This is a genomic window from Enterococcus sp. HMSC078F03, from assembly GCF_001811595.1.
Classification (GTDB): Bacteria; Bacillota; Bacilli; order Lactobacillales; family Enterococcaceae; genus Enterococcus; species Enterococcus faecalis.
Genome location: NZ_KV805556.1, coordinates 1 through 13374, shown reverse-complemented (window position 1 = coordinate 13374; position 13374 = coordinate 1). Strand labels below are relative to the sequence as shown.

Below are 13374 nucleotides of genomic sequence, written 5' to 3'. Positions count from 1 at the left end.
ACCCAACAAAGTTTTATCCAGATGAAAAGTCATAACGATTTTCTTAGTTTACTGAGACTGTTAGAAAGTCAGTTTCAGTAACCCCTTCATAAACACATCCTTTCAATAAATTATTAAATGAAAACAATCTATTTTCATCTTATATAAAAATTTTAGTACAGAATCACAATTTCCCAATGAATACGTTTTCATTTGTCGACTACCAATTTTTCACTTTTTTAATAACATAATTATCGTATGATGGTTTTTTTGTGTTTGTCAACGGTTAATTATAGCAGCCACCATTAACAAGTATTAACCCTTGATAAACCTGTTAATTCACTTATAATGATGATTTTATTGCGAAAATATCCACATCAGAAAAAGAAAGACTTTTTTCAAAAATCTAATACCTGTTGCTCAAATTTAGTCTATTTAAAAATATTAAACACCCTCCTGCTCAGCAAGAGGGTGTTGATTACTCGTTTTTTAGTGATTGATTTGACTTGCTGGTGTGAAAAGCAAACTAATGATGATGCCAACTATCAGTACCGCTAGCAATATAAAAATTAACTTTCCAAACCGGTGATAGGGATTGATCGAAAGCCCAATTCCATAAACTTTTGGAACCCACAAAGGAGGCGTTGGATTATCTTTTTGATCTTTATATGCTATCTTTAAAATCTGCCACGCAAAATACAACAATGGTAAAACCATAATTACCCCAACTATACCTAGCCATTTTGCTAATGAGTCACTAGTATGCAAAAGACTGATTGTCAGAATTGGTACAAACAAAAGAATAAAGCTAATTGTGGCTCCCACTTGTGCTTGTTTAAGCAGTCGTCTCTCACGGAGAGTAAGATTCGCAAACATTCCATCCATCCTTTCATGGTTTTCAGATTAAATCAACGAATCACTAAAAAACTAAATTAACTGCGAAAATCAATGACCATTCGCCCGCGAATTTTTCCTTGTTCCATTTCTTCAAAAATAGCATTAATTTCTTCTGGTTGTCGTGTTTGACAAACAGGAACAACTTTTCCTTCTGCACCGAATTGGAAAGCTTCGCTTAAATCTTGACGGGTTCCAACTAACGATCCGACTACGTGAATGCCATCAAGAACAAGACGTGGAATAGATAAATCCATTGTCTCAACAGGCAATCCAACGGCGACAACCGTTCCTCCCGCACGGACTGCATCGACTGCGCCATTAAATGCTGATTTAGCTACCGCAGTGACTACTGCTGCATGGACACCACCAATTTCTTTTTGAAGTTGTGCAGCAAAATCAGGATCTTTAACTGGACTAATTAAAAGATCCGCACCCATTTCTTTCGCAAAAGCTAACTGATCATCATTCACATCAACAGCTACCACTTTGGCATTAAAGACATGCTTGGCATATTGTAAAGCTAGATTACCTAGCCCACCTAATCCTGAAATCATTAGCCATTGACCTGGACGAATCCCAGATTCTTTTATCGCTTTGTAGGTTGTTACCCCTGCACAAGTAATAGAGGAAGCTGGCTCTGATGCTAAATTTTCTGGCACTTTCACTGCATAACCGTCTGTGACGATGCATTCTTCGGCCATGGCACCATCAACTGTATATCCAGCATTTTTTACTGAACGACAAAGCGTTTCTCGACCAGAAGTACAATATTCGCAATGTCCGCAGCCTTCATAAAACCATGCAACAGATGCACGATCACCAATTTTTAAACTAGTAACGTCTTTTCCAACCTCCGTCACAATCCCAATTCCTTCGTGACCTAAGGTACAACCACTAACATCGCCAAAATCTGCATTCTTAACGTGTAAATCCGTATGACAGACACCACAGACTTCCATTTTCAACCGCGCTTCATTATCTTTCAATGGACGCGATTCTTTTTCAACAATTTTTGTTGTTTTTCCTTTTGCTGCGACAATTGCTTTATACATGGTTCTTTCCTCCTTGTTTCTATTGTGAATCATTGAACAATAATAGTATAATACTACTTTCCAAAATAAGGAACACCAATGACTTGCGTAAATTAACGCTAATTTGACAGTTTATCCTTGCTAGACAGCTATTCTTCCCTTATGTCATAGATAATTCATACTGGCATGATTTTTTCTGCATAATTGTCAACTATTTTAAAGGCAGGTTTTACAACCTCATTTTTCCCTTCTTTTTTCCCAAGATATAGCAGACGGTACCTAAAATAACTAGAATTAAAAAGGCCATGAGGTACTTAAGCCAGTGAAGGTTTTTGGCTTTATGATCAACAGAACGCTTATTATACTGATCAGCTTGCTTCTTGTTTATCGTGAAATCTTTTGAGAACGTCCAGTTCCCCTCATGGTTTTTCAACTTAATGGTATAGGTATAGTCTCCAGGTTTAAACGAATCTTTCAGTAAAATAGGCAGGTCAAACCTTGTGTTTGGTGCAAAACTCAGATTATTTTTCTTTTCGTGAATGATCGTTTTGTTTGTTCCTTTTTCTTTAACAAAAAAATCTCCTTCGACTTTTGATAATAACTTCCGCTGTGGATTTTTAATTTCCATCGAAACAGTATTGTGGCGGTTAATTTGCCCAATTTTAACAGAACCACTTTCCAATTTTGCAGGTATGGTCTCTGCTGTTTCATTCACCCGAATAGCAATCGTATGCATATAAACATTTTGAATCCCACCCTTGCTTTGGTCCCCAGCTATCTCTACAGGTCGAATCGTCACTCCACCTAATAAAATTCCTGAAAATAACTTTTCTGGCATCGTTATTTGAAAATCAATCGTTTGTGATTGTTTACCAGGAACACTAATGTCCTTCCTATTGGGACTAATCAAATCACTAAGTACCAAACTCATCGATGGATCTTTTTCAAAGCTACTTTTTGTATAGTCAACTATCCCATTACTATTTGTTGTTGCTGTATTTACCTGAACTTTAAATTTTTGAGGGTTCGGCGTAGTATTGGTTATCGTTAATTTGAATGTATCTTTTTGTTTCGGAGTAAATGTCATATCAAAAAAACTACTGGTTTTGTTATTTTGAGTTGCTCCGAAAACGGGTGTGACTGTATACGCATTCGCATTGTCAATTGTTGCTGAACTATTGGTATTAGACGGCTCTGCCCAGGCACGCATCGCTCCACCTGAACAGAGAATAGTCAATATAAAAAGTATCTTTAAAATTCTTTTCAATTTATCTGCCTCGTTTTCTTACATCGTTTTATGTTAAATTCTTAGGCGGGTGCTCCATCGATGGCATTCCAGACGATGGTCCCAGAGTAGGTATTTGCAGCAATACTTTTAGGTATATTTAACGTTGCATTTAAATCGGCTGTCGTGACAGTGTCTGATAAACGGATATCACTTTTATCTAGCGAAATAATGGTTGAAGCATCTGTGGTTAAATCAACGCCCGTAAAGGTACCTTTTTCAGAAGATCCGTCAGGTTTTTTAGTGTCTAAATGAAGTGTCATTCCGTCTAATCCAGTGACACCTTTTCCTTTATCTTCTAAATTCGCTGTCAGATACCAACCTGTATTCGTTGTCCCACGATTATCATTAATGATAAGTTGCGACTTGCTTTGATCTGGTTGCGTATGATCTTGGCCGTCTTTTGTCACCGTCCCAAAGTTAATTTGTGCTAATGGTGTAATGGTTAATCCGCCACCCAAAACCGACACATTCGCTGTGGTATTGGTATTATCAGCCGCATTCACAGTTTGTTGTCCAATTAAAAAAATCCCCGTTCCTAAAGTGACAGTTAAACCAATTATTTTTTTATTCATTATTTTTCCTCTTTTCTTTATAAAGTCCAACGATTAATGTACTTCCGAGTACCACGATTCCTAAAAGCGTCTCTTGAGACGTAATCTCGTTTGTTTTTGGTAAAAAATTAGGTTGTCCTCGTGAAGTTGGCATATCGTTAGTCTGCGGTATAAGCTCATTGGGATGCGGAACAATATCCTCACTCTCTTTCACTATTACCATGACTTTTGTGCCAGCTTGTGCGTCAGTTGTCTTGTCTTCAGCTTGTGCTTGAATTGGCAAACCGAGAATAAAGGCAACAAACAATAAATCATAGATAAACCATTTCACAGCTATTCCCTCTTCCCTTACGGTGTTGCTTCTAAGTTCCAAATTAACTGAGCTTCATATTTATCAGCAGGTGTGACTTTTGAAATAGTTAATGTGGGCAATAATTGTAATTTCGTCAAAACTTTTTTATTTTTGATAGATTGGTTACTTACGCCAACTACTAATTGTTGCTCATCGTTAACCATGATATTTTGCTCAGTTGTTACATAATCGACTGACTTTGGATTTAGCGTGAGATCAAGCCCTGCGTCTTTCCACGCTTGTGTTTTCTGATCATTTAAATTATAGGCTACTTCAAGCTGCCAGCCAGTTGTCCGATTAGGGTCCCCCGTATCTTCAATGTTCATCTCACAACTTTTTAATGTCTGTGTTTGATCTTGGCCATTAAATTTTACATTCTCAAAAGGCATTAGTTGTTCAGATAAGTGATAAAAGTCTAGACGATTAGAGTAATAGTAGGTCCAATTAACGGTAATACTTTTACTAAAACCTACTATTTTAGAGATATCATAAGTAATTCTATAGACGCCCGCTACTTCATCGTTTACCTGATCAGGCGTATAGCGAATCGTTATCTTGTTATAAGGAATAGACTGCCCATCATTATCTGTTGCACTATCAAAAAGACGCTTTGGATCGAAGGGCGTTCCCACAGAAAAGCTGCCGTTATGTGCACCAATATGAGCTGAAGAGGGAATGACTTCTAGCGTAGTCTGCGCCTCTAATCCTAGGTATTTATAATCAATTTCATATTTACCAACCACTTTTGTATCCACCGTATCTACTGGAACCTTTTGCTCTCCGTCCAGTTTATATATGGTGACACTTACGTCTCGAAAATCACCTTTTTTACCGTCTGATGTTTGTAGGCTAGTCACTTCACTTTCTGGTTGCCATTGAGTATATTGATAAACCGTATCTTGGGATTTAACTTTAATTTGCGCTTGATCAATGTGCACAGCTAAACTTTTCTCGTTTGAGTAGCTTTTAGATGTATCATCAACATCAAGAATTCTAAATGTTAATGTGTAATCTCCTGAAGTTGGTAAAGCATCTGCTAAACAGTTAAAACTAACGCAATCATCTGTGACTGGTAAATTTTTTAAATCTTGCTCCCCAATTTTATGAAAATCAGTTTGGGCAGCACCTGAAACTTTTTCTTCAATCTGAACTTTTCTAGTTGTCGGAGCCTTAACGGTTAGTTCTACTGGTATCTTTTGTTGCGGGTGAAATGTGGTTTGACCTTTAACAAAAGCTGCCTTTTCTAAACTTGTCACTTGGTATGGATCTGTTGTGACGCGCATATATGTTTTATCTGTGGGCTCTGAAGAATCCGTTCCTGGCGGGTTGACTAACGGCAGCCCACAACCATCTTTGCCACTAAACAAATAAGTTGTTAACCCGTTTTGTTGTTGTGAAGTGACATTCACATTGGCCTTAGGATCAACTGTGTGAGTATGAAAATTAACTACGCGAGCAAACCGTTGAGCAACATACCCATCTGTCCAATTAAGCGGATTGTCTTGTCTTTGGTTCATCGTAAACTTTGGTGATAAAAAATCCCCTGGTAACATCGTTTTGCTTTCAGGTATTTCAGGGTATTTAGAGGCATCTTGGGTATTGTAATTAGATAATGGATTGTCTTTATCGCCGCTGTCCCATGGCGAGATATAAGAAGACCAAGTAGCCACTTTTCCTGTGATTCCAGTGATAATTTGATGATTCAAATTATTTGGATCATGATTTGCTGCTGCCGCTAAACTTGTCGCACGTAACCACATATCCGGACTAAGCAATATCCAATTATGATTAACCGTATTCGTTGTATCTGATTCGTAAGTTCGACCAAAAAAATCTGCCGACAACGAAAATTGATCACTTTCAGTGCCATCCGACAAAACATTTGATACTGGTAAGCGATGTTTCGTTAAATTTTTATTGAGGGAATAATCCTTTGAATCGCCATCCTTCATTAAAGTAGCTACATCTAAATCAAAATGAAGTTCAAATTTTATGGCCGATTTGTCAGGTTCATTTTTCCAAATTTCATAAAGTTTAGTAAAAGAAAAATTAATAGTGTCCCCACGTTCACAAAACATCACCTGATGCTCAGTATCAATTCCGCTATAATCTTGATCAGGATCACCCCATCCTGGTGAACCATCTTCTGAAGAACCGTTAAACGTCCGCATTCCTTTTGTGTTAACAATTGGTATCTGTGTGTTTTTTTCTCCACTAATTGAATAAAAATTTTCTGGATTATCCGCATAAGCCTTGTCATAAGCCGCTTTAAAATTATCTGCACTTATATTTTCTGGCAAATGAAACATCAGTCCATATTGCATTCCAACAGTACCAAAAGAAAGAAACTTCAATGCTTCTGTTTGAGAAGTGTCCACTGTTCCATATAATTTTACGTGTAATTTCCCTCCAAATGATCCATCTGGACCACCACCTCCGTCATGGCTTATCTCCATTCCATAAGGTAAATCAGTTCTCAAATCAATGGCTATCCCTCCCGCTTGATAGAGCGAAGCTGCTTCGCATTCTTGAAAGTGCAAGCTCAAAAAACAAGAAATCGATACCAATAGTAGACAAGAGTAAAAGAAATAAGCAATGCTTTTTTTCTTTTGTAGGTTGGCATTTTAATTTTTAATTGTTCGTTGATTTTTTTCATTGCTTACTCACCTTGACCTTTTTTGGAATTAGAAACTAAATAATAATTATTCTAACTACTGCTAGCTTATCAACATTGAAATTGCTTTGCCACACACAATTAATGTATAAGGCTGTACATTAATTGTGATGGCCGCTTCTTATTGCGCTTGTGTTAACATATCAATACAAAAATTTAAAGAAAGTAGACTACAATGAACCTAAATTTTACTTTTGGAGGTCCATAACATGTTTCCATCCTACCTAACGAATGAGCTAGAAATTTTATTTTATATAGTCAAGCGAGCTCATACGTCGTTAAATGAAATTTCTTCCAATTTAAAAATTTCAAAAAGAACGGTCAAGGAAAATCTGATAAAAATAAATCAAGAATTCGAGGATACTTATCAAATCCAACATTTTATTGTCTCTAACAATAATGGCATTGTTTGTGTAAATCCAGCGTACCGAAAAAGCGCGGTCGAATACGCCTACACGTTAAAACTCAATCTTTTAAAAAACAATGTACAATTTAATTATTGCGTACAATTAGTCACACATTCTTCCATTGATAAAAACGAATTAATTAAAGTTTTATATATTTCTGAACATTATCTGGTAAAAATCACGAAACAACTGAATAACTTTTTTAAAATTTTTGATATAGTAATCGTTAGTATTAAGGGTATTTATCAATTAACTGGCAATGAATTATCGATTCGAGTGTTTTCTTTCATTTTCCTACAAGATTCCTTTCAAGAATTGGCTTGGCCTTTTTCTAAAATAAGTCTTGAAGAAATAAAAAAAAGTCTACCTGATGCACTTCTTGAACGATCCTATAAAAATGTCCGAATGAAGAAAAGAGCGTTTTATATTTTATATGCGATATTTAAAACTAGAACAAGTGCACAAAACTTCTTAAAGATGCCGCACTCTAAAAACCTGCATTCTTTTTTTATTCTGATCAATCAATACAGTCATGTGACTTTATTTTTTCTTGAACACTCCTTCGCTGACATTCAATGCGAAACAAGAAAAACTGAAATTTTATACTTTAATTTTTTATCTCGCATTTTTATCCCTTATATCTTTTCGGAAAAGCAAACGAAACAAATAGAAAAATTATTTATAGAATCTAACCATCCTTATTGTGTCTTATCAAAAAAATTATTTAAGCAAGTAGCCTACTTACTGACAAATCAGCATGATTATCAATACGTTTACTATCTTTCTATTTTTAATGCTTGGTACTTTTTAACGGAGGGCAATTATTATACTTTTTTAACACTTTATTTACCGCAGCCAGAAATTTGTACTCCGTCAGATGTGGCATACTTTAATCGAATAAAAGGAACGGTGGAAAAATTAGTTCACCAAGAAACGCATTTAGAGTTACTCAGTCAACTGCTTTACACATTGTCTGTGTCCGAAAAAAAAGTACAAGTGAGAATCTATTTACAAATTATCAAAGATTTTTATGCAAATTATTTTATTAAAACACGGTTATCCTCCTTATATAATACAAACGCAATCTCTATTACCGAAGACTTCACAAATGCGGATATCATCATCACAGATTCCTTCGAAAAAGCTACTTCTAATCAAGATATTTTCTACTTAGATTCCATTGAAAATGAAGAAAGTTGGCATGAGCTTACAGAATTTATTCAACAAAAATATATGGCTAAACTTAATGTTGGCTTATAATTGTGAGTTTTCTTAAAAAGAGCAAATTTGAAAAAAAAAATTAGAGGTGTATACTAGCAGAGGAATAATTTTTTAGCTTTTAATAAATTTTTAAAGAAGGAATGTTTTGTGAAATTATCTATCAAAAAATTTTTTGAGGTCTTCTTAGAATCGTCTTGGGCGTATAGTCGCCCTATACTAACTTTTGATACAAGACAGAACTGGTTTGCCCTTGTTCTTAGTATCATTATTGCAAATGCTGTTGGTGCTGTTCTAACAATAGTCTTTCCTTTCGCTTTTGTTTTAGTAAATGTTGGTAGCTTTTTGGGCACTGTAATTTGTGTCTTACCACGACATGGCCCTCCACAAAGAAGTGCCATAAATGGTATTTTAATGATTTTTATTGGTGCCAGTCTGGGGATACTTTTACAGTCGTCAAGTATATTCATTATTTTATTATTCGTCCTTGGTTTGTATTTTTCAGGGATTGTGAGAAACTTTAGTATTGGTCTGTATATTCGATGTCTCTTTGGGACCATTTCTTTACTAGCTGGTGCGCAATTAAAAGGCAATTTGTCTATTGGTCAATCTTTTGAAGGTCTGGGTGCAATAATTTTAGGTATGTCCATCCTTTGTTTAATCTATTGTCTTTATTCTAAGCCGCAAAATAATGAAGCACGAAAATTAGTAGCCGATTTATATGAACAATTATATTTATTAGCACAAGGAAAACCCGCACGCTATGTCCATTTCAGAATAAAAGTACGCGAATCTGTTGAAACAATGCCATGGGTCAATCATCAAAAAACACCATGGATTTATCCCTTGGTTTCACAAGCAGATGCAATTGCAGGTTCGTTAGATTCAACCAATGCAGCTGAAAATCTTCCTGCTTTAAAAGCAATTCTACTCTTTTTAAAAGGAGAACAATTAACCTTTCCTCTTCAAGAATTTGCTTTAGCAAACACCGAAATAAAATCAGCAATCCTTTTGATACAAAACAAACAATCCTTTAAAAAAATCTCATTTAAATCTTTCTTACCCACAAAAGAAGGACTTGCAGAAGCCAAAGAGATTCTTCATTCTTACAAAGGCAGCTCTGCTAGATTCGCAATTCGTTTAGCTTTAACAGGTTTAGTTTGTCATTTTTGTTCGCTTATTCTTAATTACATGTACCCTTTGCCTTTAGCTAATCACGAATTCTGGGTAGTTATTTCTGGTTGTTTGATGGTTATGCCAGGGTATCATGGTACACTCGGCAAAATCACTTCAAGAACTATTGGTTCTATTTTAGGTGGTTGTTTAGGCATCTTTTTGTCTCAATTAATTGCTAACTTAACAAACCTAAATCCTTTATGGCCAATGTTATTGTCTTGTTTGCTAGTTATATTGTATGAAACCGTCCGTAAATTAAGTCAAGCATTTCTAATGCTAAGTGTGACCACTTGGTTAACTTTCACATTAGGTGGTAGTTCTGCAGGCTATACAAGAGTTTTTGATGTAATTATTGGTGCGCTTATTGCTTTTGTTATGTTTTTTATTTTCCCAACATGGCATAGTCAAGTATTACGTAAAAATATCAATAGTTGGTCAAAAACGATCAGCTCTATTTTGCTAGCGTTAATCAATGAAGAGACCACGTTGCCTAGTGATGCTTGGGTACTAGCTTATCGGGTACAACGTAGAGTAAACTATTCTATTCAAGAAATTGTTCTTGAATCTCCTATTTATAGTAACGATGCCTCTGCTGAAAGCTTAATGCAACAAAAACAACTAAATGATCAACTGTTGGAAATGCAAACTGCTATGGAAGAGCTTCTTTTAGAACTTATGAAAACACAACACTACTTAAAAAAATTAGCACCAGTTAAGCCGGACACACTAAACACTGAGTTACTTAACTATTCACAGCAAATACTTTCACTCACGAATCCCCAAAATAATCGACTAATCAACCAGTCCAAACAATCCATTTATTTTCCTCAAATTGAACAATCACTGGTAATCTTAAAAAATTCTACAGCTAATTTCTTTTTAGCAAATATCAAATGATTAAATAAACAAAAAGCCTAGGAAAAATCCAAAGGGAATTTTTCCTAGGCTTAAAAATGGCTTCTATTATTCTTATAGCACCAACAGTTCTGCTATCTATTGGTTACTTGCTAAAATACTTATCTGTGTTCTTTGTATTTATTTCTTTTTGATTGAATATAAAAAACAAAAATCCTGTAACCATGGCCCTGAATAATTGATTTGCCAATACTATCACCCCATTCTGCTTCTTCTCCAATTTCAACTGATATTGATAAACTAACGTAGTTTTTGTTTCTTGATCCAAGCACTTAACTGAAATTTCGGTTTTCAGTACTCCCTCTTTTTATCTTTCTAAATTTCCTCACACCTTCAATTTTCAAAAGATTTCTGAATCATTGTCCAAAAACCTAATTTTCACACTTATGTGACTTCAAAAAAAGTCAAAGTGATTTTTTACTTAATTACACACAAAAACACCCTCTTGCTGAGCAAGAGGGTGTTCGTTTGTCGAATAGTAAAGATTAACGACGGATTTCTTTGCTAGTATGAATGTCCTGAAAAGACTGATTTGTAGCTGTTATTTTTCAACTGACTACCAGTTGACTACATTTCTCATGTATTTTCAATAGATAAAAAAGCATTTAATGGTGAAACTTTTTCTGTTGACGTGATATGTCGATAAATTTCAGAAGTCGATTTGTCTGTATGACCTAACCGTTCTTTTAAAACATCCCAACTACAATAACTGGCACACAAACTAGTCATTGTATGTCTGGTTAAATGTGTATGAAACGGTTTATCGATACCTGATCTGGCGACACATCTTTTAATATGAGTATTGACATAATCTCTTCGAAAAGGAATTCCTTGCTTCCCTTCACCTAAATAAACAAATAAGTAAGGTTCTTCAATTTGAAAAGAAATTGTTTTCTTCATCTCTTCTAAGTAATGAATTAGTCTTTTTAATTTTTCCATTAAAAATGGTGTAACCACTACTCGTCTAGCTGAACTAACGGTTTTCGTTGTTTCAACTGTAAAATCTTTGGCTTTACTACTTTTAGATATTTGTTTAAAAAATAAAATTTCATTATTTTCAAAATCAATATCTTGCGGTTGAATCGCCAACGCTTCACCAATTCGGCAACCAGTATAAAACAAAACATGAAATAAGGTTGACATTGGTAAATCCTCGTTTACTATGGCATAGTTCAATACGGTTTGTAACTCGTCTTTGGTTAAATATTTTTGATTGACTGAATATAAGGATTGCTTAAGCTCTTCCACTGTTTTCTGATATTTAGGAAAACGAACGCCTTCCATGGGATTTTTATGAAGAATCTTTTTCTTCACACAATACTTAAAAATCAAATTTAACGTTTGTCGAAGGGCTTGTAAGGAATTCTTAGCATACCCTTTGACTTCACCATCAATGCCACGTTCTTTCAGAACGAACAATAACTCTTCCAAATAATCTGAATCTAACGCTTCTAATTCTTTCTCACCAGTCCAACGGTTCAACGTTTTTAAAATTTCTTTCTTTTTGTCGTAAGTTGCTCTCTTTTGCTCATTTAAAGAACGATAATACTCAAATCATTGATCAGATATTTCTTGAAAGGTTGGATTGGAATCAATTGTATTCTTTCTAATCTTCTTCCGTTACTTTTGTTGTTTTTTCATCTTTAAGTACTCTAATTGAGCAGCTCGTTTTGATTTGAAGCCACGACGAGTTGTTCTAAATGCTTGAAAGTACCAAGTTACTTGACCGTTAGCTGCTATTTTCTTTTTAAAACGATCCTGTGTTTCCAATTTGCAGATCCTCCTTTACAGAAGGAGCCAAATCAACTGCTTTTTCTTTGGATAATCGCGTTCCATAAAATAATTATACCGCGCTTTTGCGAAATTAAAAATACTACAAAGACCGTAATAATTCCAGATTTTCACGAAATTCATCTTGATTACTCATCTCCAACCATTCTAAAACTTCATCTCTCAAATAATGTCCTCTAATTTCTAACCAACACATTGGAAAGCTTCCTGTTTTAAATAATCGATTCAATGTGCTATCACTGACTTGGAACATTTTTCTCAAATCTTCATTGGTTAAAACCAAGGGTAATTGTTGCCTAGCCAGGAGTTTTTGAAAACTTTGGTTCATCTTTTCTACTAGGTTCTCTAACCATTCATTTTGATTTTCCTCCAAAAATTATTTCTCCTTTCTTTTCTTGCTGTTAAAAGCTTGCATCATTCTATCAGCTGCTTTTGTCAGAAGCATCATAGGAATTTCACCTCTCCCCTCCATTATGGCGAGCCTCACGGAAGTATCATTAATACATTTACGACTCTTGGCCTTAGTTGACAATTAAGTTGTTTTAGAAATTATTCGCTCGAAGAATTTTTTTCTTGTCTTGGCGTAGCTAAAACATGCTCCTCGTAAATGGAAGGTACTGATAGATTTTTATTTAGTTTTCAAAGGACATGAGCAGGAAATTTATTGGTTGTTTCCTGTTTCATATCTATAACAATTTGGGAGGGAGAATTTTCAAGTTATACAATAATTTTATAAAAAAATAGAGTAGGTTAGTTGAAATTAAACTAATCTACTCTATTTTTTACTCTATATTTCCCAAAAAATACATGGTAAATTATCTTGAAGTTTGCTAATACATCTATCTCTTTGCAATATTATGTCCTGATTTGTTTCAAGAGATTCTGCTATATCCATTGACTCATTTAAAAAATCATCGAATTCCTCTGCAGTTAATTGATCATCTATTTCAGAAATAATACTATTTAAAAATAATCTACTAAGCAGGTTGCTATTTTTTATAGAATCTTTAATCAATGTGGCTGCTTCATTTGTAATACATGATTTACGTTTATTTATATTTAAGAGAGTGTAAAATATTTTGTGTAAATGAAAAA

9 protein-coding genes and 2 pseudogenes are annotated in these 13374 nt (G+C 34.7%); 2 read left to right on the top strand and 9 right to left on the bottom strand.

What is annotated here, in order from left to right; all coding sequences use genetic code 11:
* Positions 1 to 468: 468 nt before the first annotated feature.
* From HMPREF2810_RS05630 to HMPREF2810_RS05605, 6 genes and pseudogenes are all read right to left on the bottom strand, one after another.
* A complete protein-coding gene (locus tag HMPREF2810_RS05630; RefSeq protein ID WP_002408845.1) occupies positions 469 to 864 on the bottom strand; it encodes a hypothetical protein in 396 nt (131 codons plus the stop codon).
* 47 nt (positions 865 to 911) lie between these two features.
* Complete coding sequence (gene adhP / locus HMPREF2810_RS05625; protein ID WP_002408844.1) at positions 912 to 1928, bottom strand: alcohol dehydrogenase AdhP; 1017 nt, start codon at positions 1926 to 1928, stop codon at positions 912 to 914.
* A 208-nt stretch (positions 1929 to 2136) separates the two neighbouring features.
* Positions 2137 to 3117, bottom strand: a complete 981-nt coding sequence (locus HMPREF2810_RS05620) for a WxLIP family cell surface protein (RefSeq protein ID WP_025192233.1) — start codon at positions 3115 to 3117, stop codon at positions 2137 to 2139.
* A gap of 98 nt (positions 3118 to 3215) precedes the next feature.
* The gene (locus HMPREF2810_RS05615) at positions 3216 to 3767 is read right to left on the bottom strand and encodes a WxL domain-containing protein (protein WP_002357217.1); all 552 of its coding nucleotides are present in this window, start codon (positions 3765 to 3767) and stop codon (positions 3216 to 3218) included.
* Positions 3760 to 4119, bottom strand: a complete 360-nt coding sequence (locus HMPREF2810_RS05610) for a hypothetical protein (RefSeq protein WP_002401395.1) — start codon at positions 4117 to 4119, stop codon at positions 3760 to 3762. The genes HMPREF2810_RS05615 and HMPREF2810_RS05610 overlap by 8 nt, the downstream gene beginning before the upstream one ends.
* Positions 4095 to 6754, bottom strand: a pseudogene (locus HMPREF2810_RS05605) (bacterial Ig-like domain-containing protein). The gene HMPREF2810_RS05610 and the pseudogene HMPREF2810_RS05605 overlap by 25 nt, the downstream one beginning before the upstream one ends.
* Before the next feature lie 227 nt (positions 6755 to 6981).
* Between HMPREF2810_RS05605 and HMPREF2810_RS05600 the strand changes: the two are divergent.
* Together HMPREF2810_RS05600 and HMPREF2810_RS05595 are read left to right on the top strand one after the other, a co-directional pair.
* On the top strand, positions 6982 to 8439 hold the full coding sequence (locus tag HMPREF2810_RS05600; RefSeq protein ID WP_010715288.1) for a helix-turn-helix domain-containing protein: 1458 nt from the start codon (positions 6982 to 6984) through the stop codon (positions 8437 to 8439).
* 108 nt (positions 8440 to 8547) lie between these two features.
* Positions 8548 to 10470, top strand: a complete 1923-nt coding sequence (locus tag HMPREF2810_RS05595; RefSeq protein ID WP_010715289.1) for an FUSC family protein — start codon at positions 8548 to 8550, stop codon at positions 10468 to 10470.
* 594 nt (positions 10471 to 11064) lie between these two features.
* On the opposite strand, the pseudogene HMPREF2810_RS05580 reads toward HMPREF2810_RS05595, so the two are convergent.
* The 3 genes and pseudogenes from HMPREF2810_RS05580 to HMPREF2810_RS05570 all read right to left on the bottom strand — a co-directional run.
* Positions 11065 to 12258: pseudogene (locus tag HMPREF2810_RS05580) on the bottom strand (tyrosine-type recombinase/integrase).
* Positions 12259 to 12361: 103 nt separating this feature from the next.
* On the bottom strand, positions 12362 to 12607 hold the full coding sequence (locus HMPREF2810_RS05575; protein WP_227331248.1) for a DNA-binding protein: 246 nt from the start codon (positions 12605 to 12607) through the stop codon (positions 12362 to 12364).
* 459 nt (positions 12608 to 13066) lie between these two features.
* A partial coding sequence (locus HMPREF2810_RS05570; protein WP_204370610.1) for a hypothetical protein occupies positions 13067 to 13374 on the bottom strand: 308 nt, incomplete at its 5' end.

What these genes read in the sequence shown, in the direction of transcription:
- HMPREF2810_RS05630 (WP_002408845.1), bottom strand. Translation starts at nt 864, where the DNA reads ATGGATGGAATGTTTGCGAATCTTACTCTCCGTGAGAGACGACTGCTT.
- HMPREF2810_RS05615 (WP_002357217.1), bottom strand. Translation starts at nt 3,767, where the DNA reads ATGAATAAAAAAATAATTGGTTTAACTGTCACTTTAGGAACGGGGATT.
- HMPREF2810_RS05575 (WP_227331248.1), bottom strand. Translation starts at nt 12,607, where the DNA reads ATGAACCAAAGTTTTCAAAAACTCCTGGCTAGGCAACAATTACCCTTG.
- HMPREF2810_RS05600 (WP_010715288.1), top strand. Translation starts at nt 6,982, where the DNA reads ATGTTTCCATCCTACCTAACGAATGAGCTAGAAATTTTATTTTATATA.
- HMPREF2810_RS05620 (WP_025192233.1), bottom strand. Translation starts at nt 3,117, where the DNA reads ATGCGTGCCTGGGCAGAGCCGTCTAATACCAATAGTTCAGCAACAATT.
- adhP (WP_002408844.1), bottom strand. Translation starts at nt 1,928, where the DNA reads ATGTATAAAGCAATTGTCGCAGCAAAAGGAAAAACAACAAAAATTGTT.